Here is a 22685-nt window from a genome sequence, read left to right as displayed (position 1 = left end):
CTAAGCAAGTGCTCAGCACTGAGCGCATGGGGCGCCGGGGCGCCACGACTGGCGGTACGAAAGGGATCAGATGACGGTGCAGGCGGTATTGGACGACATTCGCAAGCGCCCCGGAACGGGTGACGTCATCTCGGTCATCGATCCCGCGACCGAGGAGACAATCACCGAATTCACCGACTGCGGCCAAGAAGCGGTCAACGACGCCGCGGCGAAGGCGAAGGCGACCTTCGAGTCGGGGGTCTGGGCGGACCTTCCGGGCCGCGAGCGGGCCAAGATCCTGTGGCGGATCGGCGAACTGATCGACGAGCACGCCGAGGAGTTCGCCCAACTCGACTCGCTCAACACCGGCATGCCGCTGATGCAGGCCCAGTTGCAGATGTCGACCTGTTCGGAGTTCTTCCGCTACTACGCCGGTTGGTGTTCGAAGATCAACGGGGTCGCGTACGACGTGAAGACCGACGGCATCGCCACCGACAACTACGTCAACATGCACGCCTACACGCTCAAAGAGCCGTACAGCGTGGTGGGCCTGATCTTCCCGTGGAACGGCCCGATCTTCAACGCCAGCGCGAAGCTGGCTCCGGCCCTGGCCGCGGGCGGCAGCCTGCTGGTCAAGCCGGCCGAGGAGACGCCGCTGTCGGCGCTGCTGTTGGACAGGCTCATCCACGAGGCCGGCGTGCCCGACGGGGTCGTCAACCTGTTGACCGGTTACGGCCACACCGCGGGCGCCGCGATCACCGCGCACCCCGATGTCCAGAAGGTCGCCTTCACCGGCTCGACCGAGGTCGGCAAGGAGATTGTGCGGGCGTCGGCCGACAACCTGAAGAAGGTCACGCTCGAACTCGGCGGCAAATCGCCGGTGCTGATCTTCGACGACGCCAACCTGGACAACGCCATCATGATGGCTTCGCTGGGCATCTTCGTGCACTCCGGCCAGGGCTGCGTGTGCGGGTCGCGCATCTTCGCCCAGCGCGGCGTCTACGACCGGGTCGTGGAAGGCATTGCGATGATGGCGAATTCATTCAAGCTGGGCGCCCCCAGCGAGGAGGGCTGCGTCAGCGGCCCGCTGATCAGTGAGAAGCAGCTGAACCGCGTCATGGGCTTCATCGACGAGGGCAAGAAGGACGGCGTCGAGGTGGTCACCGGGGGGCACCGCCTGGACCGCAAGGGCTACTTCGTGCACCCGACGGTGCTCACCAATGTCGACACCAGCATGCGGCTGTACCAGCAGGAGATCTTCGGGCCGGTGGTCACCATCCTGCCGTTCGAGGACGAGGACGAGGCCGTGGCCCTGGCCAACGACACCACCTATGGCCTGGCGGCCACCGCCTGGACGGAGAACCTGGGCCGGGCCCACCGCATCATGAGGCGGCTGCAGGCCGGCAGTGTTCAGGTCAACTGCCAGTTGGTCTTCGACCACGATGTGCCGTTCGGCGGATACAAGCAGTCCGGCTGGGGTCACGAGTTCGGAAAAGAGGGCCTCGAGATCTACCTGAAGACGAAGTCGGTCTGGGCTCAGCTCTAAACCTGTTGTCTCACAACGGAAAGTCCCGGACCCCAACCAGGTCCGGGACTTCTCCGACGGCCGTCAGGCGAGTCAAGATCCCTTGTTGTAGCGCCTGAGGAACCCGACGGAGGCCACCGCGGCGGCGGTCCCGATCACACCCCACAGCACCACCTGGAATGCCATCGCGCCGAAGAACCAGCCGAAAGTCATTCCGAGATAAAGCATCCAGATCAGCCGGTAAACGCTCCAGATCGCGAGCAGGCCGGTGCTGATCCCGATGTAGAGGCTTCGTTGGCGATCGACACGGTTGATCTGCTCTTGGATGCTGGTCGGGACGATGTTCATTTGCTGTCTTCCTTTCGTGGGGCGCCGCCTCCGTGGCGGCGCCGTTGCGGTAAGTACAGACCCGTCCCGCGGCTACCGATCCCAATCACGCGTCCCACCCGGCCGCCGGCAACGGACCCGGCCAATTCGGGCCGCCGGCCTCGCGTGCGCTCTACTCTGCACAAAGGGGAGAAGGGTTGGCTCGATGAACGTGGTGACCCGCATGGCGCCGGTCTGGATCGCCTTGCTGGTGATGGCGACCTCGACGGCCGGACCCGCGGGCGCGGATCCGCCGGCCACCCAGGTGATTACCGTGATGGCCGTCGGCCCCAGCGGCGAAGCGATCAACGGGTACAAGGTGGCATCGGGGCCGGGCAACGTCGCGCAGGCCGGCGACTGCTCGGAACCGTCGCCGTCGGCGGTTGCCGACGACGTCTACTACTGTTCGCCGAGTGCGGCCGGAGCCGGCACCTGCTGGCCGTCGACGCCGGGATCGCTTCTGTGCGTGGATAATCCGTGGGACATGCAGATGCACCGGGTGATGTTCGACGGTCATCTTCCGCCCGTGCGCGCGACCGCCACCCCGGATCCGTTCGCGCTCACCCTCGACGACGGCACCCGCTGCCTGCTGCGCAACGGCGGTGCGTGGGGTGGACGAGCCGACGGGTACACCGGCGTCTACGGATGCGGCAGCGACCTAGCCGTGCTGTGGCTGCCCAGCCAGGGGGCCGGATCCTGCATCGATCGCTCATCGCCGGCGTGGACCGTCAAGGTCGGTCGCCTCGGCGCACCGGACGCCGTCCTCCCTCCGCCTGCGACCCGCACCGTGACCGAGGCCTGGTTCGCCGGAGGCAGGGCTGGTCAGTAGGGCGCAGACGGTACTGCTATAACGCAACGTATGTCTGGTCCAGCGCACACCATCACCCATGTTTCCGATACGGCCCGGTGGACGGCGCTGCACCGGGCGACCGAATCGGCCCGCCCCGATGCGCTGTTCAACGACCACCTCGCGGCACGCCTCGCCGGCGAACAGGGTCGCGCGATCGTGGCAGGAGTTCCATGGACGGATCGCAGCGGTTGGTGGCTTGTCGCACGGACCAAGCTCATCGACGATGCCATCGCCGACGCACTCGCGCAGGGCTGTGACCGCGTTCTGAACCTGGCCGCCGGCCTGGACACCCGGCCCTATCGCCTCGACCTCCCGCCGGATCTCACCTGGATCGAGGCCGACCTGCCCAAGCTGCTCGCCGAAAAGACGCAAGTACTTGCTGATCAGGCCCCGCGCTGCCGCCTCAACCGCACGGCGGTTGACCTCGCCGACCCGCACGCCCGAGACCGCTTCTTCAGCGAAGCGCTGGACGGCGCGGCGAAGGCCTTCGTGCTGACCGAGGGACTGTCGATGTATCTGGAGGCCTCCGACATCGCGGCCCTTTCGGGTGCGATCAAGCGACCCCAGGTCGCCTGGTGGATGATCGATTTCGCCTTTCCCGGCCTGAAGGACCGGATCAACAAGAATGTCGCCGGGATTTCGGAGAACGCACCCTTCAAGTTCGCGCCCGAAAACGGGCTGGCCTTCTTCGAAGACCTCGGCTGGCGAGCGGTCGAAGCGGAATCGCTGCTGGTGGCTGCCAAACGGTTCGGCCGCTTACCGATATGGATGCGTCCGCTTGCCTGGCTGCGAACGGATTTGCGCCGTCCGGGCGGCAGGCCCACGACCGCGGTCGCGCTGCTGACGCACTGAGATTTGTCGCCTACCAGACGCGTATCCAGTCGATGAGCATGTCGGCGGGGTAGCTGCCGGGGCCCGGGTCTTCGCCGCCCGATCCGGCCACTGCCAGGTTGAACACCGGATAGACCGTGTAGCCCGCCCCGTTGAACGGCCAGTCCGGCAGCGAGCTCGCCGGCACGTCGAAGTAGGGCGCAGCGCCGTCGGTGTAGTCCCTCCAGAACCGAATGCCCGCCTCGTCCCACTGCGTGCGCCAGGTATGCCAGGCGCTGTCCACCGCGATGTTGTGCGTCTTCCATTCGCCGCCGTTGGCCTTGGCGTGCACGGTCGTGGCCGACGGCCATTTGCCGTTGCCGTACCACTCCATGACGTCGATCTCGCCCTGATCGTCATTGCCGAGCCAGTACGCGGGCCAGGCGCCGGGAGTCAGGCAGTTCAGTTTGATCCGGGCTTCCCAGGTGTGGCCGACGCCGCCGCGCCACAGGCTTTGCACCTTGCCGCTGTAGTAGGTGGGGCCGTCCTTGGCGGCGCGCAGCACCAGATTGGAATTGCCGTCGACGAACACGTTGCGGCGATCGTCGCGGTACTGTCCGATGTGCTCGGGCAGCTCCCAGTAGGTCGGGTCCTTGATCGTCTCGCGGGCTTTGGCGATCGCCCATTTCGACGCGTCGGGGGCGGAGCCGGCCGGACCATCGAATTCGTCCGAGAAAATGTAGCTCCCGGATTGGCCGCTGGGCGCCGCGGGCGGCGGTATCCGACCGGCAGGTTCGTCCTGCCGGGGCGGGTAGGCCCAGGCTTTCGGGACCGGCAGCGTGGCTGCCAGCACGCCGATCCCGGTTGTCAGAATCATGCGGCGGCGATCGATCTCCGGCATAAGCAAAGGACCCTAGCAGCCAACCGCGCATGAGGCTCAAACGGCAATTCTGTCGGTGCCCGTCGCTATGGTTCTGATCGCGGTCGTACCAGCACGGACGACAGCACAGCAGTGGCAACGGATTACGTTCGCGAATTCACGGCCAATTCTCACCTTGACGGGTGGTTTGGTCTCAGGATTCGGCGGGCATTCTGGAATCACGATCCGATAACCACACTGTTGTAGCTTTTGCGGGTGGTAGTGAGAGGAGTGACGATCGTGGCGAATACAGAAGAAGGCACGGTTATATTCCTTCAGTCCCATCCGGCATGGGCCGCCGCTCAACGTCGCGAACGCGAACGCAATGAAGCAATGCGCCGTCATCCGTCCTTCCGCGCCCGCCAGCGCGCCGCAGCTGGCAACCCGGCGGTTCCGATGGTCCGCAACTTCAAGCTGTACTCCAGCGGCAACACTCCCGCCTGATTTCGCCATTCAATTGGCGTGAACCCGTTCGCATCCGGGGCCCTCAAAAGCAGGCTTCGGAGCAAACAGCAATCCGGCAGGCTCAGCCGAAACTCTCAAGTCATAGTTGAGGTATTTAAGGCGTCCCAATACTACTACCGTTTGTAGTATTCATTAGTTGGGAACTGCCAATGATCTACGGCCCGGGGTGCGGTGACCACGCCCCGTTCGCTAACCGCAGCAATCGCCTTTGCCGCCGCGTTTGTACTCCGTGCGGTCGATCATTTCGGCGGAGAGTTTTTCTGGCACACCGCCGTCGGTCTAATCGAACCGGCGCTATCCTCGGCTGTGCGAACCTGCGCAGGCACGAAGTGGACGCCCCCACTCAACGCCGTCGAGAAACCGCTTAACGCGTCACGTCAGTCACGCCCGGAGGTCGCGGCGCCGATATCGAGCACACCGCCGCCCGTCGGATCGTCAACCTCGACGACCGGGTCGTCGACGTCGTCGAACTCCAGCCGCAGTGCCCGAGACATGATCGCGTGCATCACGTACATGGTCGTGGTGTAGGTGAACTCGAGGATCTCGGTGTCGGTGAAGGCCTCACGCAACTGAGTGAACAACCGCTCTGGCACTCGGCCATGCTGTCCCGCCAGGCAATCCGCGTACGCCAGCAACAGCCGCTCGGTCTGGTCGAAACACTCGGCGGTCTGCCAAGACGGTATGGCCGCAATCTTCTCCTCGGACAGTCCCGCCGACCGGCACGCCTTGCAGTGCTGCGAGAAGACAAACTGGCTGCCGACCACCCAGCCCGCCCGGATCTGGCCCAGCTCGCGCCGATCGGCGCGGATGGAGACCTCTTCGCGGTAGAGGCGGAAGCCGCGCACCGCATGGCGCAGCGCGGGAGGGGACTGTGCCATCACTGTCCACCAGTTGCCGGGTGTGCCGCCGACGGCGCCCGGCTCGGCAACTGGATCACGATCGCCGAACATGAAGCCGTACATCTTCAGCGTGAATTCGTCGCTGACTTCACCCCGCGGGATGGGATTAAGACGCGGCATTGCGTCTCCTCTCAGCTGGCGGCAGAAATCTGGAATTACCGCAGATTGCTCTCGATCCTAGGTTCTGCGACTGCGGGGATCGAGGTCTTCGGACGCCTGCCGGCCCGCATCCCCATTGGCATGCCAGACCATTGATCGACGCGCGAATCCACTAGCTTGCGGAGTTGACCCTTGCCTAGTGGTCGGGAGAGAGGGCGCCGTTCGCGACCCGGGTCAGAGCTTGCCGGCGACGAAGTCGGCGGCCTGGTTGGCCATGCCCGCGTCGATGTAGGCGCCCGCGAGGTGCTGTGGCCAGTTTTCCTTCCAGGTGTTCGGGTCGGCCGGGCTGCAGACGGGATCGGCGCCGTGGCACAACTCGATGGTCCGGTCGTTGTAGGTCGGGTTGAAGTTGGTGATCGGACCCACCCATTGGCTCCCGTTGCCGAACAAGGCGACGGCGGCGATGTGCTGATCGACGCCGGGCGGTAGCGGGCTGTCGAAACCGAACGCGCTGATGGGCGCCGCCAGCACGACGTCGGTGACCGCTGCGCCCAGCGAGTAGCCGCCCAGCACCAGCCGGGTGTCGGGGCAGTTGTTGACCATGTCCTGGATGTGATGGCTCATGTCGTTGGCGCCCTGGGCGACCTCGGTGTCGGCCGGGTACTGCACGGCGTATGCGCCGACGGTCCGGTTCACCTTGCTGCGCACGTCGCTGATGAACGCATTGCCCAGCACGCCCGGCCCGGGTGATTCGTAACGGCCGCGGGCGAACACGATCTGCACCGGCGGGCAGTTCGCGGCCGCGGCCGGCGGTGCCGCCCCCGGCGTCCCGGGCGGCAGCACCGCGGCGGGCAACATCAGGGCCACCGCGGCCGTGACCGCGGCAAAGCCAACACCAGCAAATTCACGGCTAAGCAAGGCGCGCACACGATGATCGTAGAGCGAACCCGCTCGGTCCGCTGGGCAGCCGGGATACAGATCGCGGGTGATCGCTCAGTGCGAACAACGACCACGGTGTCGGCGGCGCCGATCGAGACGATAGGTTCAGCTGATGAGTCACGTCGACGCGCGTGCGCCCAAGCGCTTGTTCGCCCTGGCCGAACGGGTGCAAGGTTTCATGCCGGCCGACGAGGGCCGCGCGCTGTACGAGGCCGCGCTGCGGTATCTCGGCGGCGGCATCGGCGTCGAGATCGGCACGTACTGCGGTAAATCCACGCTGTTGCTGGGTGCGGCGGCGCAACAGACCGGTGGCGTGGTCTACACCGTCGACCACCATCACGGTTCCGAGGAGCACCAGGCCGGCTGGGATTATCACGACGCGTCGATGGTGGATGAGGTCACGGGCCTGTTCGACACGCTGCCGACGTTTCGTCGTGCGCTCGATACCGCCCGGTTGGACGACCACGTCGTCGCGATCATCGGCAAGTCACCGCTGGTGGCGCGGGCCTGGCGCACGCCGCTGCAGTTTCTCTTCATCGACGGCGGCCACAGCGAGGCCGCCGCGAACCAGGACTTCGACGGCTGGGCCAGGTGGGTCGACACCGGTGGGGCACTGGTCATCCACGACGTGTTCCCCGACCCGAAGGACGGCGGACGGCCACCGTATTACATCTACTGTCGCGCACTCGATTCCGGACAGTTCCGGGAGGTCTCGGCCACCGGATCGTTGCGGCTGCTCGAACGTGTCAGTGGTGAGCCGGGGGAGCGCCTCTAGCGGAGCAGCGGGTTACCGGCCCGGGCCGGTGACAACGCATTCGCAATCGAAGTCGGTCTGCAGGCCCACCGGCAGCTCGTCGCCGCGGAAGATTCCCGCCCCGGCGGTGGTGTTCGACAGGGCGTCCGCCGCCAGGATCATCGCCGCACCGGTCCAGGTGGTGCGCTCCTCGGGCCACCGCTTACCATCCGCGAAAACCAGTCCCGTCCAATAAGATCCGTCGCCTTCGCGCAGATGCTGCATCGCGGCGAACTGCCGGTGAGCATCCGCGCGCTGCCCGATGGCGTCCAGCGCCATCACCAGCTCGCAGGTTTCGGCACCGGTCACCCACGGACGATCGCCGACGCACCGGATGCCCAGGCCGTCGACCACGAAGGCATCCCAACGCTGCTTGATGCGCGCGGCCGCCGCCCGGCCGCGCAGGGCGCTACCGAGGATGGGGTAGTACCAGTCCATCGAGTAGCGGTCCTTTTCGGTGAAAGTCTCGGGGTGTGCGGCGATGGCGTGACCCAGGCGGCCCAGCGCCAATTCCCACTCCGGCTGCGGGTCCTCGACCAGGGCGGCCAGGGCGAGCGCGCAGCGGATGCTGTGAAAGATGCTCGAGCACCCGGTCAGGAGGGCTTCCGGCAACACGCCGGCTTCGCTTCGTGCCCAACCGATCTCGCCATAGCCGAGTTGCATGTCGATGACGAAGTCGATCGCTTTACGCACCACCGGCCACATCTCGGCCGCGAACGTCTCGTCGCCGGTGACCAGCACGTGATGCCACGCGCCGGTGCCGACGTAGGCGCAGAAGTTGCTGTCGCTGTTGGCGTCCTCGATGACACCCGCGCGGAACTGGATGGGCCACGAGCCATCGGGGCGCTGGGTGCGGCGGCTCCAGTCGAAGGCGGCCCGCGCCGGCTCCAGCAGCCCGGCAGTGGTGAGTGCCATCGCGCACTCGATGTGATCCCACGGATCGGTATGGCCGCCCTCGAACCAGGGGATGGCGCCCGATGGTTCCTGTGCGGCGGCGATGGAAAGCGCGGTCTGTCGGCATTGTTCGGGAGTGAGGACCCCCGGAACTGCGGGCGGATTAGACCGATGCAACTGAATATCCTTCATTTGCTTGGCTTTTCGCCGCCTGCGGTTTGACGAAGTACATCGCTACGCTCTTGCCCACCAGCGGATTGAGTAGCGACTCCGCCAGCTGGGTGATCTTCGGCCGCTGCATCAGGTCCCACACCAGCAGCTTGTGGTAGATGGCCACCGCGCGATGGTCGGTATTCTGCACGCCCACAGCGCATTTGAGCCACCAGAAGGGGGAGTGCAGCGCGTGGGCATGATGGGTGTGGGTCAATTCCAGTCCGCCGCCCAGGATCTTGCCGCGCAATTCGCTGGCCCGGTAGATGCGTACGTGGCCACCCTCGTTGGCGTGGTACTCGTCGGATAACCACCAGCACACCTGCTCGGGCAGCCACCGCGGCACGCTGACCGCCAGCGTGCCACCGACTTTGAGCACCCTGATCAGCTCGGCGATCGCCGCGTCGTCGTGGGGAATGTGCTCCAAAATCTCCGACGCGATGACGCAGTCGAACGTCTGGTCGGCGTAGGGCAGCTTGAGCGCGTCACCAACGACCACCTTCGCCGACGCGCCGGCGGGCGCCTCACCGGTTTCGGCCATCGCGCGCAGGATGGTGTCCACCGAACGCAATTCGGCTTCGTCGCGGTCGAAGGCGACGACGTCTGCGCCGCGCCGATACGCTTCGAACGCATGGCGGCCGGCTCCGCATCCCACGTCGATGACCTTGGTCGACGGCCCGATGCCGAGCCGGTCGAAATCGACCGTCAGCATGGCGCTCCGCTCTGCGCGTTGCGGGCGATCGCCCGCTCGTAGACCCGAACGGTCTGAGCGGCCACCGCTTCCCAGCTGAAGACGTTGACGGCACGGGTGCGGCCCGCCTTGCCGAGGCTGCGGCGCTTTTCCGGGGAGTCCAGGAGTTCACCGAGCGCGTGCGTCAGCGCGTCCACGTCTGCGGGCGGCACCAGCTCGGCACAAGCACCGTCCGTCCCGAGGACTTCGGGCAGGGCGCCGACCCGGCTGGCGACGATCGGGGTGCCGCTGGCCATGGCCTCCACGGCGGGCAGCGAAAACCCTTCGTAGAGCGAGGGGATGCAGGCGACCTCCGCGGACGCGAACAGTGCGGCCAACTCCGCGTCGGACAGCCCGCTGGTGATGTGCACGATGTCGGAGATCCCGAGTTCGGCGATGAGCTTGTGGGTCGGCCCGTTGGGCTCCACCTTGGCGACCAACCGCAACTCGAGATCACGGACGGTCCGCAGTCGGGCGACCGCCTGCAGCAGGGTGCGCACACCCTTGAGCGGGGTGTCGGCGCTGGCGATCGCGATGATGCGGCCGGGCTCGCGGGGACCGGATCCCGGTTTGAACAGCTCTGTATTCACGCCCAGGGGGACGACGTGAAGTTGCTCCGGTGCCACGCCGAAGTCGGCGATGATGTCCGAGGCCGACGACGACGAGACGGTCAACAGGTCGGGGATGTGCCGGGCGACCCCTTGCTGCATGTCCAAGAACCCATACCAGCGGCGCACCAACGGCTTTCGCCACCATCGCGCGGCGGCCAGGTCCAACACCCGATCGCGGGTGATCGGGTGGTGCACGGTGGCCACGACGGGCAGTCCCGCCTCGGCGATGCTGAGCAGTCCGGTGCCCAGGCTCTGGTTGTCGTGGACGACGTCGAAATCGGCTGTCCGCTGGGCAAGTAACCGCGCGGCCCGCATCGTGAACGTTCGCGGTTCGGGGAAGCCCGCGGTCCACGTGGTGAGCAATTCCAACAGGTCGATGGAGTCACGAATCTCGCTCGGCCGCGGCACCCGGAACGGGTCGGGCTCGCGATACAGATCAAGGCTGGGCACCTCGGTGAGCCGGACCCGCGGGTCGAGCAGGTCGGGATACGGCTGTCCGGAAAACACTTCGACGTCGTGACCGAGTTCCACCAGACCGTGGCTGAGATGGCGCACGTAGACGCCCTGTCCGCCGCAATGGGTCTTACTACGGTAGGACAGCAGGGCAATTCGCATACTCAACTCTTCTTTGCTGGAAAATGACCGCGGAATGGCGCCGAATCCATCGCGGTCAACGGACTCCCGAACTCCGTGACAGCAAACTGGACATGTGTCCAGACTATAGTTCGATCACCTAATCGAGCGCAACGAGCCGGAGATCCGCCGTCCCGCGCGTAGGCGGCCCCCAGGATGTCCGACACGCAAAGATCATGCCACTGCTCGGTGTCCGCCATCTTTCCGACCGGTCGGTTCCGGCCGCGGCACCCCCGGAGTTAACCCGCGCTGACCGGCAAAGATCGGCCGAAAGGAGGCGTGGGCTTTTTGTTACCATCGCGCGGTGCGGGATTCGGCCGGACCGAGTGGACGCGGCGATCGACGATCGCCTTCGAGGCGCGACCTCTTCAAATGTGCCGGCGCCTATGCCATGGCGCCGGCGCTGCTGAGCCTGGGCGCGGGCGTCGAGGCCCCGACGGCGTCCGCGACCGGCATGAGGCTGATCGATTTCGCCGAGCGCCGGATCGCTCCCGACGAGATCAAGTCGGCCGGCTACGACGGCGTGGTGAATTACGTGTCGCAGTCGCGGCCGGGCGCCAACTTCGAGGCCAAGCCGCTGACCCGGGACTACGCCGACTCGCTGCGTGCGGCGGGGCTGCATATCGTCAGCAACTTCCAGTACGGCAAGCCCGGCTGGCCCGACCCTTCGGATTTCACCCGGGGCTATGACGGCGGCGTGGCCGATGCACACACGGCCATGCAGTTGCACTCCGCTGCGGGCGGGCCGAACTCGGCACCCATCTTCTTCAGCGTCGATGACGACATCGACGCCAGCGCTTGGAATAACGCTGCGGTCCAATGGTTTCGAGGGATCAACTCGGTGTTGGGGGTGGGCCGTACCGGCATCTACGGAGACGCCCAGGTGTGTGGATGGGCGATCAGGGACGGCGTCGTCGGTCCGTCCACCAGCGCGGGACACCAATGGGTGTGGCAGACGAGATCCTGGTCGCACGGCGATCGCCTACCGGCCGCGGTGCTCTACCAAACGGTCGTCAACAGTCCGGGAAATCCGGGGCCGCTGCTGGGCGGCATCAATGTCGATGTCGACGATGTCCTCGCCGCCGACTTCGGTCAGTGGGATCTCGATCGCTGAACCAGACGCGAAAGAACGGCACCCCGCGAGCGGATCGCTCGCGGGGTGCCGCTTTTAATCAAGACCCGTTACTTGAGGTCGAATCGGTCGTTGTTCATGACCTTGACCCACGCCGCGACGAAGTCCTCCACGAACTTGCCTTGGGCGTCGTCCTGGGCATAGACCTCGGCCAGTGCGCGCAGCACCGAGTTCGAGCCGAAGACAAGGTCATTCGGGGTCGCGGTCCACTTGAGCGCACCGGAGGCCCGGTCGTGACCCTCGTAGACGTTCTCCCCGGTCTCCGACGCCTTCCACTCGGTGCCCATGTCGAGCAGGTTGACGAAGAAGTCATTCGTCAACGCGCCCGGCCGGTCGGTGAACACGCCGTGCTTGCTGCCGCCGTGGTTGGCGCCCAGCGCACGCAGTCCGCCGACGAGCACCGTGAGCTCCGGACCCGTCACACCGAGTAGGTACGCGCGGTCCAGTAGAAGCTGCTCGAGCGGGGCCTTCTCGCCCGGCCGCGCGTAGTTGCGGAACCCGTCGGCCCGTGGCTCGAGCACGGCGGCGGACTCCACGTCGGTAGTCTCCTGCGAGGCGTCGGTGCGCCCGGGGGCAAAGTGCACCGAGATCTCGTAACCGGCGTCCTTGGCGGCCTTCTCGACCGCCGCGGAACCGGCCAGCACGATCAGGTCCGCAATGGAGATCTTCTTGCCGCCGGACGCCGACGCGTTGAAGTCCTGCTGGATCTGCTCCAGCACGGGCAGCACCTTGTCCAGTTCGGACGGCTCGTTGACCTCCCAGCTCCGTTGCGGCTCGAGACGAAGCCGCCCGCCGTTGGGACCACCGCGCTTATCGGTGTTGCGGTAGCTGATCGCGGCCGACCAGGCGGTCTTGACCAGCTGGGGGACGGAGAGACCCGATGCGAGCACCTTGCTCTTCAGGGCCGCGACGTCCTTATCGTCGACGAGTTCGTGGTCGACGGCCGGAACCGGGTCCTGCCACAGCTGCGCCTCGGGGATCCAGGGACCCAGGAAGCGGGAGACCGGTCCCATGTCGCGGTGCAGCAGCTTGTACCAGGCCTTGGCGAAGGCGTCGGCCAGCTCCTCGGGGTGGTCGAGCCAGCGCCGGGTGATGTCGCGGTAGATCGGGCTTTCCCGCAATGAGATGTCGGTGACCAGCATCGTCGGGGCGCGTCCCGGCCCACCGAACGGATCGGGGATGGTTCCCGCGCCGGCGCCGTCCTTGGCGGTGAACTGCCAGGCGCCTGCGGGGCTCTTGGTCAGCTCCCACTCGTAGCCGTACAGCGTCTCCAGGAAGGAGTTGTCCCACTTGGTCGGCGTCGGCGTCCAGACCACCTCCAGGCCGCTGGTGATGGCGTCCTTGCCCACCCCGCTACCGAACGAGCTCTTCCAGCCCAGCCCCTGCTGTTCGATCGGGGCGGCCTCCGGCTCGGGGCCGACCAGGTCGGCGTCGCCGGCACCGTGGGTCTTGCCGAAGCTGTGGCCGCCGACGATCAGCGCGGCGGTCTCTTCGTCGTTCATCGCCATCCGGCCGAAGGTCTCGCGGATGTCGATCGCGGCCGCGATCGGGTCCGGCTTGCCTTCGGGCCCTTCGGGATTCACGTAGATCAGGCCCATGGTGGTGGCGCCGTAAGGCTGCGCGAGATCGCGTTTGCCCGAGTAGCGCTTGTCGGTGCCCAACCATTCCTCTTCTTCACCGAACAGGATTTCCTCGGGCTCCCAGACGTCTTCGCGGCCGAAGGCGAAGCCGAACGTCTTGAATCCCATCGATTCCAGGGCCGTATTGCCGGCGAAGAGCAGCAGATCCGCCCAGGAGATCTTGTTGCCGTACTTCTTCTTCAGCGGCCACAGCAATCGGCGCGCCTTATCCAGGCTCGCGTTGTCGGGCCAGCTGTTGAGTGGGGCGAAGCGCTGCATGCCCTGGCCGCCACCACCGCGACCGTCATAGATGCGGTACGTACCGGCAGCGTGCCAGCTCATCCGGATGAAGAGGCCCCCGTAGTGGCCGTAGTCGGCGGGCCACCAGTCCTGCGAGGTCGTCAGCAGCGTGACCATATCGGCCTTGAGCGCGTCGACGTCGAGCTTGGCGAACTCCTCGGCGTAGTCGAAATCCTCACCGAGCGGGTTGGACTGGGCGACATGCGGGTGCAGCCTGGACACGTCGACCTGGTTGGGCCACCAGTCCTGATTCGTGCGTGGCGCATTCGACTTCGGCTGCGGTGAAGGGATTGCTGGGTTTTCGCTTTCGCTTGTGCTTGCCGACCCGGCGTCAGGCTGGGGAGGGCGGCTGGCGGATGTATCAGATGACACAGCATTCCTTTCGAGGGTGGGTAAATCGGGTTGCGATCACGGGCTGTGATCTAGGAACCTGCCGTCGAGCAATCGGCGCACAGGCCCCAGTAGATGACTTCGGCCTCATCGAGGACGAAGCCATCGAGAACGTTGTCGTCGTCCGAGGGTGTGAGGCAGGGAGCGTCGCCGACGGCGCAGTCGATGTCGGCGATGATCCCGCAGGACCGGCAGACGACGTGGTGGTGGTTGTCGCCGACGCGCGATTCATAGCGGGCGACCATGCCCAGGGGCTGGATGCGGCGCACCAGGCCGACGGTCGTCAGCGCATTGAGCACGTCGTAGACGGCTTGGCGCGAGACATCGGGCAGGCCGACGCGGACCGCCGAGAAGATCGTCTCGGTGTCGGCGTGCGGATTGGCGTCCACGACCTCCAGCACGGCAACCCGTGGCCGGGTCACCCGCAGATCGGCCATCCGCAACCTGTCCGCGTAATCGGCCGTCGATGACACGCCACCAATATGACGCACTTATTTGGAACGAGTCAAGACTTTATTGTGAAGTGGGGCACAACTCCGGGTGACGAATGAGCTGGATCACGGTCACGTGGGTTTAAGCGCGCTGCCTTTGCGCCACTCGTCCCAGCTGAGCGTCCAGTCGCCGTTCTGCGCCAGCTTCAGCGGAGGTCCGCCGCTGTTGCGGACCTCGACCACGTCGCCGGGCATCGAGAAGTCGAAGAACCATTTCGCGTTGTCGGCATTGAGGTTCAGGCAGCCGTGCGACGTGTCCCGGTGCCCCTGGGCCCACACCGTCGCATCGAGTTCGTGCAGATAGATGCCGTCCGAGCTGATCTTGGTGGCCCAATTGATGGTCTCGCGGTAGCCGAGCCTCGAGTTCTTGGGCAGGCCGAAGGTCGAGGAGTCCATGATGACGGGATTGCCCTTGTCCAGGACGGTGTAGACGCCGGACGGGGTCCAGAGTGAGATGGTCCTGCCGCCGACGTCTTCGGTGCCGCCCATTCCCATGCTTGTGGGCATCGTGCGCTGCAGGTTTCCGTTGCTGAAGACGCTGACCTGGTGGGTGGCGTCGTCGGCGATCGATACGTGCGCATCGCCGATACGGAAGGACACCTTGGTGTCGTCTTGCCCGAACAGGCCGTCGCCCAAGGCAATTCCGTAGATCTTCGCCTCGGCGGTGACGTTTGTGCCCGGCGCGTAGTAGCGCTCGGGCCGCCAGTGCGCGTTCTGGCCGTCGACCCAATACCAGGACCCGTCCACCTTCGGGGTGGTGGTCACCGACAGCTGCCGCTCGGCGGTGGCGCGATCGGTGATCTTCTCGTCGAAGTGCGCCACGATCACCGTTCCGACGCCGTAGGTGCCGCCGTCGTGCAGCGCGGCTTCCGACGTCGTGGTGAACGACACCTTGGTCTGGTTGGACGGCTTCAGTGTGGAGAAGGACGAAACCTGCTTGGCCGCAACGCCGCTGACGCCGCGGCTGGTGACCGTCAGCGTGTAGGTGCGGCCGTAGCCCAGCGGGACGGTGGGCTTCCACACCGTGTTGTCCGGGGTCATGACGCCCTCGATCGGTTTGCCGCTCTCGTTGACCATGTCGACGCCCGTCAGGGTCCCGTTCTCGGCTTTCACCGTGACCGGGGCGACGGGGTCGACGTCGTGGGCGTCGGGACCCGGGGTGATCGTTATTTGGGCCGGCTCAGCGGTTTTCGTGGGTGCACTGGGCTGATTGCATCCGCGGCCTGAGCAGTGCGAGGTCGACGCAACGTATATCGCACCCACCACGGCGACGATGGCGCACACCGCGAGCAAGAGCTGGCGAGGGCGACTCATCCGGAGGATCCGGCCGACGAACTGATCGCTGAACTTGGACGCCATGAAGCTGCCGAATCCCCGCCTTCTGTTTACTCGCAGGCCGCGAACTTCTGCCCGGCGATGTCGATGTTGTAGATGAGGTATCCCGCGACGTGCGGTTTTTAAACCGCGGTTGGGCTTCGTCACTTCGAGCCGCCACCGGCGGTCCGCGAGAGATCATGGCTGCATGGCCGATGAGGAACTCGACAGCCTCTACGAGGTGCCACCGAAGGAGTTCACCGCGGAGCGCGCCAGATTGGCCGCCGCGGCCAAGCAGCGCGGCGATAGCGCGGCCGCGAAACGGATTTCCGCCACCAACAAAGCGACGACGGCGGCGTGGATCGTCAATCGGCTGGCGCTCCGGCACGCCGACACCCGGCAGCGGCTGGCAGACCTGGGGGAGCGATTGCGCGCTGCGCACGCGGCAATGGACGGTGGGCGCATCCGGGAACTGTCGGCCGAGCAACACAAACTCATCGACGAACTCACCCGCAAGGCGCTGCGGGCGGCCGACCTGACGCAACCGTCGGCGACCGTGCGCGAAGATCTGACCAGCACGCTGCAAGCCGCGATCGCCGACCCGCAGATCAGCGCGCGGCTGGGCAGGTTGACCCGGCCCGAGCAGTGGTCGGGTTTCGGCGCGTTCGGCGACGCGGTACCGGAGTCGGCGGACACGTCGAGCGAACCGGCGAAGCCGCAGAGCACCCCCGCGCGGGAGCGGTCGGCGGACGAGAAGGCGCAGGAGCGACGGCGCGAGAAACTGAGCGCGGCCGTTGCCACCGCCGAACGCGCCAAGGCCGAGGCCGACGACCTGGTGACCGAACGACTGGCCCAGCGGGATGCCGCCCGGCAGCAACGTGACGATGCGGCCCGGGCACTGCGGGCGGCCGAGCGGGAACTCAGCGCCGCCGAAAAGGACTACGACAAGTCACGGGAAGCGGCCCGAACCGCCGCGGACGCCGGGAAGGAGGCAAAAGCCCGGTTGAAGCGGGCGTGAGCGAGTAGCGGCGTTTCCCCGGGCCGGGCCCGGGTATCAGGTCAGCCGTGACTTCTTTGTGGATGACCGAACGCGCCGAACAGCGTTGGGCCCCAAGCCGGCTTGATCAGGGCTCCGGGTCCGCCGATGTCATCGTCGTGGGCGCCGGCATCACCGGCCTGATGACGGCGGTGCTGCTGGCCCGCGCGGGCAAGGATGTGCTGGTGCTGGAGGCGCGCACGGTCGGCGCGTGCGCCACCGGAAACACCACCGCGAAAATCAGCCTGCTGCAGGGCAGTCAGCTATCCAAGGTGCTGCCACGGCACGGCCGGGAGGTCGCGCGCGCGTACGTCGACGGCAACCGCGAAGGCCAGCAGTGGGTGCTGAGCCACTGCGAGGCGCAGGGCGTGGCGGTGCAGCGCGAGGATGCCTACACCTACGCGCAATCCGTGCGGGGCGTCCCGTCGGCGCGCGCCGAGCTCGCGGCGTGTCAGGCGGTCGGCCTGCCGGTGGTGTGGGACGACGATGCCGAGGTGCCGTTCGCCTATCACGGCGGTGTACGGCTGGCCGATCAGGCGCAGTTCGACCCGATGTCGTTCCTCGACTCGCTGGCCGTCGAGCTGCTGAGTCGCGGTGGACGGCTGGTCGAGCACACCCGGGTGCGACGGGTGTCGTGGTGCGGCAAAGGGGTGCGCGTGCACGTCGACGACGCCGGCCAGCGAGACGTCGAACTTCAGGCCCCCCAACTGGTGCTCGCCACCGGCATCCCGATCCTGGATCGCGGCGGGTATTTCGCGCGGGTGAAGCCGAGCCGGTCCTACTGCCTGGCCTTCAAGGTTCCGGGCAACATCACCCGGCCGATGATGATCTCCACCGACTCGCCGACACGGTCGGTGCGGTACGCGCCGGTCGCGGACGGGGAGCGGTTGATCGTGGGCGGGGCCGGCCACACGGTGGGGCGCGAGAAGAGTCCGTCCGAGGCGCTGGACGAGCTGTCGGCGTGGACGCGCAAGCACTACCCGGGCGCCGTGCAGACCCACTTCTGGTCGGCGCAGGACTACACCCCCATCGACCACCTGCCGTACGTGGGCCCCATCCTGCCGAACACCGAAAGCATCTTTATCGCAACGGGTTTCAACAAGTGGGGGATGACCAACGGCCCCGCTGCGGCGTTGGCGCTGTCCAGCCGTATCCTGGGCGGGCGGATGGACTGGGCCCGCGCGTTCGCCAGCTGGAGTCCGCACGAGCTGACGGGGCTGGCGACGGCCCTGCAAGCCAACCTCGAGGTCGGCTTCAATCTGACGAAGGGTTGGATCACCCCGGCGATCCGGACTCACCGCCGCAGCCCGGTCGACGGCGAAGGCGGCGTTGTGAGTGGCCCGCCGTGGCATCTGGAAGCCCGCTGCCGCGTCGACGGGACCGAGCACCGCGTCTCGCCGGTGTGCCCGCATTTGGGTGGCATCGTGAACTGGAATGACGCCGACGACGCGTGGGAGTGTCCGCTGCACGGGTCTCGGTTCGCTCCCGACGGCACCTTGCTCGAGGGCCCGGCCACCCGCGACCTGACCGCGTAGCTACGAACGTCAGCTCGCCTTCTCGAAAACGAGCCAGCGCAAGTCGATCGGGGAGTCGTCACGCTCGAGGTCGAACACATCGAGGCCACCGGCCCATCCCTCGAACCAGCCCGTGGGCGGCCAGGCATCCGACGGTAGCTGTGCCTTTTCATACTCGTAGGCGGAGTCGTCGGCGATCGGCTCGAGAGGCAGGCCGGCCGCCGCGGCGGCCACCTGGTCGCGGGTGAAGATCATGCTGTTGCACTGCTGACTGAGTTGCACCGCGACGTCGTCGGGAACGTAGCCGTCGCGGGCCAGGAAGGTGTTGAAAACCAAACGCCCACCTGGCGCCAGGCAATCGGCGGCGAGTTCGAACATACCGCGCAATTCGTGCGGCGTACGGAAGTCCGACACCACCTCCGAGAGCACCATCAGCTGATACTGCTCGCCCACGCCCTCCATCGCCGTGAAGACATCGCTCTGAATGACGTTCACGCACAACGATTCACCGGCGGCTTCGGCGACAATCGCCTCGGCGAACCTCGCGGTCATCTCGACCGCGTCGACCGGATGTCCGCGCCGGGCCAGGGCGAGCGCATTGCGTCCGGTCCCCGCACCGACATCGAGCACCCGATAGACCGATGGATCGGCCGCCTCCGTGGCCAGCGCCAACACCCGAGCGTCCGGCTCGGTGCCGAACAGCGGCGGCGGGCGGACCTCGACCCACTGGTCATAGTCGGCCTCGATCGTGCGCCAGTCGGCGTGGACGCGGAAGTTCACGCCCGTCCCGAATGGTGCGTGGTACGAGATGAGGACCTCCGAACGAGGGGAGGCCTTGAATGCCTTCGCCAACTCGACTTCCAGCGTCGACCGCAGCTGCGCGGCTTGTTCAGGTGTGTGCCAGACGCCCAGGGTGGCGCAGACGTTGCCGCACAGCTGGACGTACTCGTCGATCAGGCCCGGCACCGCCGGCACCCTGATGTGGCCCTCGGCCGACAATCGGCGATACAGCCGCCTGATCATCGCCTCACGCAGCATCAACGGGTCGAACGACCTATTCGGCTGATCCTGCACCAGAACCTTCTACACGACCGGCGGGCTTTACACCACCGCTGGGCGAACGGGCCGGCCGGCTATGCCTGGCCTGCGGCGGCTTCGAGGAGATCGGCCGCCGCGGCGACGCTTTGATCGGGCGTGGTCATTTGGGTGGCCACCTCCCTTGCTCGGCTGAGGTGGTGCGCAGAGCGCACCGAGCGCAGGTCGGCGACCAGTGAGTCCAACGTGGAGGCCGAGAACGCCCGCCCCAGGCCGACTTTCAACCTGCTGACCGCATCGGCCCAGATCGGCTGATCGAGCCAGAGCCAGAGGATCAACATGGGTACGCCCGCCCGCATGGCGGCGGCGGTGGTGCCGGCGCCGCCGTGGTGCACGATCGCACGGCACGCCGGAAAGACGGCGGCGTGATTCACCGCCTCCACGATCTTGTGGTCGGCGGGCGGGATGTCAGTGAAATCGTTTGGGCCACTGCAGATCAACGCCCGCTCGCCTATCCGCGCGCAGGCCGCGCTGATCACGGCGACCGTCTCGGCGGGGGAGGTGACCGGCGTGCTGCCGAATCCGAAATAGATCGGCGGCGTCCCGTCGGCGATCCAAGACAACACCTCGTCGTCCGCATCGGCCGGCAGCCCGAGGGTCAGCGAACCGACGAAGGGCCGCCGGTATCCCGGCCCGGCCCATTGCTTCGCCAGTTCGGGGGTGCACAGCTCGTCGTAGGTCTGAATCTCGACCGCCGGTTGCGCCGACGGGTTGTCGGGCAGACCGAACGCTCGACGCTGTGCCGATTCGGCCGCGCCGGTGACTTCTGACTGCAGCCGGCCGAGCTCCAAGGTCTCGGCGGGAAAGAAATGCAGCGCGGCCAGCGGTATGCCGAAATGCTCCCCGACGTTGGCGGCCAGCCGCTGCTCGTTCATCCCCGCCACCAGCAGGTCGGCACCGGCCGCCACCGATGTCAGCGTCTCGCTCTTGCCGATCCACACCGTGGTGACGCGCTCGATGAGCTGCGGCAGCGCGCTGATCGGATTCTGGACGTTGCGGACGAAATTGGTCGCCATGTTGATCTGCTCGCGGCTGTCGGGCCCGTACGCGACGGCGGCAAGCCCCGCCGACTCGGCCATGTCGAGCTTGTCGGGTGGCACCGCGATGACGACGTCGTGCCTTCGGCGGTGCAACTCCCGTGCGACGGCGACGCAGGGCTCGACGTCGCCGCGGCTGCCGTAGGCGGCCACCACAATCTTCATCAACGGACCTCACTCGCGGGGATGCCACAAATCCAAGCAGAGCGGACGCCGCCAGACCCGCTACATGCCCGCCCGCGGCTCTGAACAGGGCTTTTACCGACGCCGGTCAGGCGAAACCGGGCCGGGGAACGCGGGCAGACGCGGCGCATCTTGATGGACGCGGGCTGAGAGTGGTTCGCGCAATACGCGCCGAGCCGTTGTGAGTTTCGGCCGTGATGTGCAGGTAATCTACTGTTAACCCGCGGTAACAATTTCGCTGTATTCGTTGACGTGGGCGCACCTGCGAACGTGTGGGGCCGACTCACTAGCACAGTAGACGGTCTCATTCGGCCGTCTTCGTTCGCGGCACTGGCAGCACCGGAGGGAATGCGATTTGTTTGCTGCTCGGCTGGCTATTCTCAAACGGCGCGCATCGAGGCCGTCAACGGGCTGGCTGCCTCGAGCGATCGAAGGAGAACGGCATGGACTTCGCGGTACTACCGCCGGAGGTTAACTCCGCGCGGATGTATGCCGGTCCGGGGTCGGGACCGATGCTGGCCGCCGCGATGGCCTGGGACGAATTGGCCGCCGCGCTGCAAACAACCGCGAACTCCTATCAGGCCGAGATCACGGCCCTGACCTCCGGTCCATGGGTCGGCCCGTCGTCGGCCTCCATGGTCGCGGCGATCACCCCCTATTTGGAGTGGATGCGGACCGCCGGCGCCCAGGCCGAAGAAACCGCCAACCAGGCCAGGACAGCGGCCTTCGCCTACGAGACGGCGTTCGCCGAAACGGTGCCGCCCCCGGTGGTCACGGCCAACCGCATCCAGCTGGCGACGCTCGTCGCGACCAACTTCCTAGGCCAGAACACGCCGGCGATCGCCGCGACCGAGGCGGAGTACGGCGAGATGTGGGCCCGAGACACCGCGGCCATGTTCGGCTACGCGGGTACCACGGCCTCGGCGACGCGGCTGACACCGTTCACCCAACCCGATCAGACCACCAACTCCGACGTTGCCCAGTCCGACGCGGTCAGCCAGGCCACCGGAACCGGCGCCGGGAACACGGCCAACACCGTGGCCCAGCAATCGATGTCCGCGGTACCCAACCTGCTGACCAACCTGTCAGCGGCGCCACTTGCAGCCCCTGACCCTTCGTCAGCGCTGAACACGTTGGACTTTTTGAGCGATGTGATCGCAATTACCGTCGACTTGCCGTCGGGCGTGGCCGGACTTGGTATCGACACACCACTGACGGCGGTCTCCTTTCCTTACGACATCATGGGTGCGTATACCGGTTTCCACACCGATGACATCGTCAGCGGCTGGGCCGGGGTGCAGTCCTGGCCGGGCACGGGCGCGGTGCCGCCCACGCCGTTCCCGGTCGTCACGAACCCGGCGGGCGGATTCGGAACATTGGCAGCGGGGCTGGGCCAGGCGAACACCGTTGGAGGCTTGTCGGTGCCGCCGGGCTGGACCGCGGCCGCCCCGGCGATTCGCCCGGCCGCCTTGGTGCTGCCTGCCACCGGCGCCGGTGCCGGCGCCCAAGCCGCCGCAGCGGCCGCGGCCGCTCCCGGCGGAACCGGGAGTTTGTTCGGCGAGATGGCCACGGCGAGCATGGCCGGGCGCGCGATGGCCGGTACCGGGGGGGCACTGGGTCGCGAGCGGTCCCGGGCCGGCGAGATCGAGAAGGCGACGCGCGAGGCGCCGAAGCCGCCGACGACCGACCCGAAGGCACCACCGCAGGTTGCCGCGGGCGGCCCGATCACGAGCATCGCCGCCGAGCTGCGCGAACTGGCTTCGCTGCGCGACGCGGGAATTTTGACCCAGCAGGAATTCGAAGAGCAGAAAAAGCGCCTGCTGCCAAGCTGATCCGGGCCCCGGGCGCTGTA

Annotated in this window: 21 protein-coding genes; 9 read left to right on the top strand and 12 right to left on the bottom strand. The window is 66.7% G+C overall.

Going from position 1 to position 22685, the window contains the following annotated elements; translation table 11 throughout:
• The first annotated feature begins 70 nt into the window (after window positions 1-70).
• Window positions 71-1525, top strand: a complete 1455-nt coding sequence (locus B8W69_RS09540) for an aldehyde dehydrogenase family protein (RefSeq protein ID WP_085289586.1) — start codon at window positions 71-73, stop codon at window positions 1523-1525.
• Between the two features lie 72 nt (window positions 1526-1597).
• Here the strand turns inward: B8W69_RS09540 and B8W69_RS09535 are convergent, their stop codons facing one another.
• Window positions 1598-1852: a hypothetical protein gene (locus B8W69_RS09535; RefSeq protein WP_085289585.1), complete on the bottom strand. Its 255-nt coding sequence runs from the start codon at window positions 1850-1852 to the stop codon at window positions 1598-1600.
• Window positions 1853-2036: 184 nt separating this feature from the next.
• Here B8W69_RS09535 and B8W69_RS09530 point away from each other — a divergent pair, with 184 nt between their 5' ends.
• On the top strand, window positions 2037-2699 hold the full coding sequence (locus tag B8W69_RS09530) for a hypothetical protein (protein ID WP_085289584.1): 663 nt from the start codon (window positions 2037-2039) through the stop codon (window positions 2697-2699).
• Window positions 2700-2729: 30 nt separating this feature from the next.
• Entirely contained in the window at window positions 2730-3572 is an 843-nt protein-coding gene (locus B8W69_RS09525; protein WP_085289583.1) for a class I SAM-dependent methyltransferase, read from the top strand.
• Window positions 3573-3582: 10 nt separating this feature from the next.
• On the opposite strand, the gene B8W69_RS09520 is transcribed toward B8W69_RS09525, so the two are convergent.
• On the bottom strand, window positions 3583-4431 hold the full coding sequence (locus B8W69_RS09520; RefSeq protein ID WP_085289582.1) for a glycoside hydrolase family 16 protein: 849 nt from the start codon (window positions 4429-4431) through the stop codon (window positions 3583-3585).
• 258 nt (window positions 4432-4689) lie between these two features.
• On the opposite strand from B8W69_RS09520, the gene B8W69_RS30280 reads away from it, so the two are divergent.
• On the top strand, window positions 4690-4893 hold the full coding sequence (locus B8W69_RS30280) for a hypothetical protein (protein WP_133057986.1): 204 nt from the start codon (window positions 4690-4692) through the stop codon (window positions 4891-4893).
• A gap of 398 nt (window positions 4894-5291) precedes the next feature.
• Here the strand turns inward: B8W69_RS30280 and B8W69_RS09515 are convergent, their stop codons facing one another.
• Both B8W69_RS09515 and B8W69_RS09510 read right to left on the bottom strand, forming a co-directional pair.
• Window positions 5292-5933, bottom strand: coding sequence for a carboxymuconolactone decarboxylase family protein (locus B8W69_RS09515; protein ID WP_085289581.1), 642 nt, complete (start codon window positions 5931-5933; stop codon window positions 5292-5294).
• 213 nt (window positions 5934-6146) lie between these two features.
• Window positions 6147-6839 carry a cutinase family protein gene (locus tag B8W69_RS09510; RefSeq protein WP_085289580.1) on the bottom strand — a complete coding sequence of 231 codons (693 nt, stop codon included), beginning with the start codon at window positions 6837-6839 and terminating at the stop codon, window positions 6147-6149.
• Window positions 6840-6963: 124 nt separating this feature from the next.
• Between B8W69_RS09510 and B8W69_RS09505 the strand changes: the two genes are divergently transcribed.
• Window positions 6964-7626 carry a class I SAM-dependent methyltransferase gene (locus B8W69_RS09505; protein WP_085289579.1) on the top strand — a complete coding sequence of 221 codons (663 nt, stop codon included), beginning with the start codon at window positions 6964-6966 and terminating at the stop codon, window positions 7624-7626.
• Between the two features lie 12 nt (window positions 7627-7638).
• Here B8W69_RS09505 and mmpH read toward each other — a convergent pair whose 3' ends face one another.
• Genes mmpH through manT form a run of 3 tightly spaced genes read right to left on the bottom strand, consistent with a single transcriptional unit; the run spans window position 7639 to window position 10704 of the window.
• Entirely contained in the window at window positions 7639-8715 is a 1077-nt protein-coding gene (gene mmpH / locus B8W69_RS09500; RefSeq protein ID WP_085289726.1) for an MMP endo-(1,4)-3-O-methyl-alpha-D-mannosidase, read from the bottom strand.
• Window positions 8702-9460, bottom strand: a complete 759-nt coding sequence (locus B8W69_RS09495; protein WP_085289578.1) for a class I SAM-dependent methyltransferase — start codon at window positions 9458-9460, stop codon at window positions 8702-8704. The genes mmpH and B8W69_RS09495 overlap by 14 nt, the downstream gene beginning before the upstream one ends.
• A complete protein-coding gene (gene manT, locus B8W69_RS09490; RefSeq protein ID WP_085289577.1) occupies window positions 9454-10704 on the bottom strand; it encodes an MMP alpha-(1->4)-mannosyltransferase in 1251 nt (416 codons plus the stop codon). The genes B8W69_RS09495 and manT overlap by 7 nt, the downstream gene beginning before the upstream one ends.
• Window positions 10705-11026: 322 nt before the next feature.
• On the opposite strand from manT, the gene B8W69_RS09485 reads away from it, so the two are divergent.
• Complete coding sequence (locus tag B8W69_RS09485) at window positions 11027-11836, top strand: DUF1906 domain-containing protein (protein WP_085289576.1); 810 nt, start codon at window positions 11027-11029, stop codon at window positions 11834-11836.
• 68 nt (window positions 11837-11904) lie between these two features.
• On the opposite strand, the gene katG is transcribed toward B8W69_RS09485, so the two are convergent.
• The 3 genes from katG to B8W69_RS09470 all read right to left on the bottom strand — a co-directional run bounded on the left by katG (window position 11905) and on the right by B8W69_RS09470 (window position 16013).
• Complete coding sequence (gene katG, locus B8W69_RS09480) at window positions 11905-14145, bottom strand: catalase/peroxidase HPI (protein ID WP_085289575.1); 2241 nt, start codon at window positions 14143-14145, stop codon at window positions 11905-11907.
• A gap of 50 nt (window positions 14146-14195) precedes the next feature.
• Entirely contained in the window at window positions 14196-14636 is a 441-nt protein-coding gene (locus B8W69_RS09475) for a Fur family transcriptional regulator (RefSeq protein ID WP_085289574.1), read from the bottom strand.
• A 90-nt stretch (window positions 14637-14726) separates the two neighbouring features.
• On the bottom strand, window positions 14727-16013 hold the full coding sequence (locus B8W69_RS09470; protein ID WP_085289573.1) for a L,D-transpeptidase: 1287 nt from the start codon (window positions 16011-16013) through the stop codon (window positions 14727-14729).
• 163 nt (window positions 16014-16176) lie between these two features.
• Between B8W69_RS09470 and B8W69_RS09465 the strand changes: the two genes are divergently transcribed.
• On the top strand, window positions 16177-16986 hold the full coding sequence (locus B8W69_RS09465; RefSeq protein ID WP_085289572.1) for a hypothetical protein: 810 nt from the start codon (window positions 16177-16179) through the stop codon (window positions 16984-16986).
• A gap of 62 nt (window positions 16987-17048) precedes the next feature.
• Complete coding sequence (locus tag B8W69_RS09460; protein WP_085289571.1) at window positions 17049-18539, top strand: FAD-dependent oxidoreductase; 1491 nt, start codon at window positions 17049-17051, stop codon at window positions 18537-18539.
• Window positions 18540-18548: 9 nt separating this feature from the next.
• Here B8W69_RS09460 and B8W69_RS09455 read toward each other — a convergent pair whose 3' ends face one another.
• Window positions 18549-19592, bottom strand: coding sequence for a class I SAM-dependent methyltransferase (locus tag B8W69_RS09455; RefSeq protein ID WP_085289570.1), 1044 nt, complete (start codon window positions 19590-19592; stop codon window positions 18549-18551).
• Window positions 19593-19651: 59 nt separating this feature from the next.
• On the bottom strand, window positions 19652-20815 hold the full coding sequence (locus B8W69_RS09450) for a glycosyltransferase (protein WP_085289569.1): 1164 nt from the start codon (window positions 20813-20815) through the stop codon (window positions 19652-19654).
• A 461-nt stretch (window positions 20816-21276) separates the two neighbouring features.
• On the opposite strand from B8W69_RS09450, the gene B8W69_RS09445 reads away from it, so the two are divergent.
• The gene (locus B8W69_RS09445; RefSeq protein ID WP_085289568.1) at window positions 21277-22665 is read left to right on the top strand and encodes a PPE family protein, SVP subgroup; all 1389 of its coding nucleotides are present in this window, start codon (window positions 21277-21279) and stop codon (window positions 22663-22665) included.
• The last annotated feature ends 20 nt before the right edge of the window (window positions 22666-22685 follow it).

This window comes from Mycolicibacterium vulneris, from assembly GCF_002104765.1.
GTDB lineage: Bacteria > Actinomycetota > Actinomycetes > Mycobacteriales > Mycobacteriaceae > Mycobacterium > Mycobacterium vulneris.
The sequence above is the reverse complement of the archived record's forward strand: the minus strand, read 5'-3'. Positions and strand labels throughout refer to the sequence as shown.

Excerpts from the sequence above, each read along its gene's own strand:
- B8W69_RS09525 (WP_085289583.1), top strand. The coding sequence starts at position 2,730 with ATGTCTGGTCCAGCGCACACCATCACCCATGTTTCCGATACGGCCCGG.
- B8W69_RS09515 (WP_085289581.1), bottom strand. The coding sequence starts at position 5,933 with ATGCCGCGTCTTAATCCCATCCCGCGGGGTGAAGTCAGCGACGAATTC.
- B8W69_RS09530 (WP_085289584.1), top strand. The coding sequence starts at position 2,037 with ATGAACGTGGTGACCCGCATGGCGCCGGTCTGGATCGCCTTGCTGGTG.
- manT (WP_085289577.1), bottom strand. The coding sequence starts at position 10,704 with ATGCGAATTGCCCTGCTGTCCTACCGTAGTAAGACCCATTGCGGCGGA.
- B8W69_RS09445 (WP_085289568.1), top strand. The coding sequence starts at position 21,277 with ATGGACTTCGCGGTACTACCGCCGGAGGTTAACTCCGCGCGGATGTAT.
- B8W69_RS09520 (WP_085289582.1), bottom strand. The coding sequence starts at position 4,431 with ATGCCGGAGATCGATCGCCGCCGCATGATTCTGACAACCGGGATCGGC.
- B8W69_RS09470 (WP_085289573.1), bottom strand. The coding sequence starts at position 16,013 with ATGGCGTCCAAGTTCAGCGATCAGTTCGTCGGCCGGATCCTCCGGATG.
- B8W69_RS09460 (WP_085289571.1), top strand. The coding sequence starts at position 17,049 with ATGACCGAACGCGCCGAACAGCGTTGGGCCCCAAGCCGGCTTGATCAG.
- B8W69_RS09505 (WP_085289579.1), top strand. The coding sequence starts at position 6,964 with ATGAGTCACGTCGACGCGCGTGCGCCCAAGCGCTTGTTCGCCCTGGCC.
- B8W69_RS09450 (WP_085289569.1), bottom strand. The coding sequence starts at position 20,815 with ATGAAGATTGTGGTGGCCGCCTACGGCAGCCGCGGCGACGTCGAGCCC.
- B8W69_RS09465 (WP_085289572.1), top strand. The coding sequence starts at position 16,177 with ATGGCCGATGAGGAACTCGACAGCCTCTACGAGGTGCCACCGAAGGAG.
- B8W69_RS09540 (WP_085289586.1), top strand. The coding sequence starts at position 71 with ATGACGGTGCAGGCGGTATTGGACGACATTCGCAAGCGCCCCGGAACG.
- B8W69_RS09535 (WP_085289585.1), bottom strand. The coding sequence starts at position 1,852 with ATGAACATCGTCCCGACCAGCATCCAAGAGCAGATCAACCGTGTCGAT.
- B8W69_RS09495 (WP_085289578.1), bottom strand. The coding sequence starts at position 9,460 with ATGCTGACGGTCGATTTCGACCGGCTCGGCATCGGGCCGTCGACCAAG.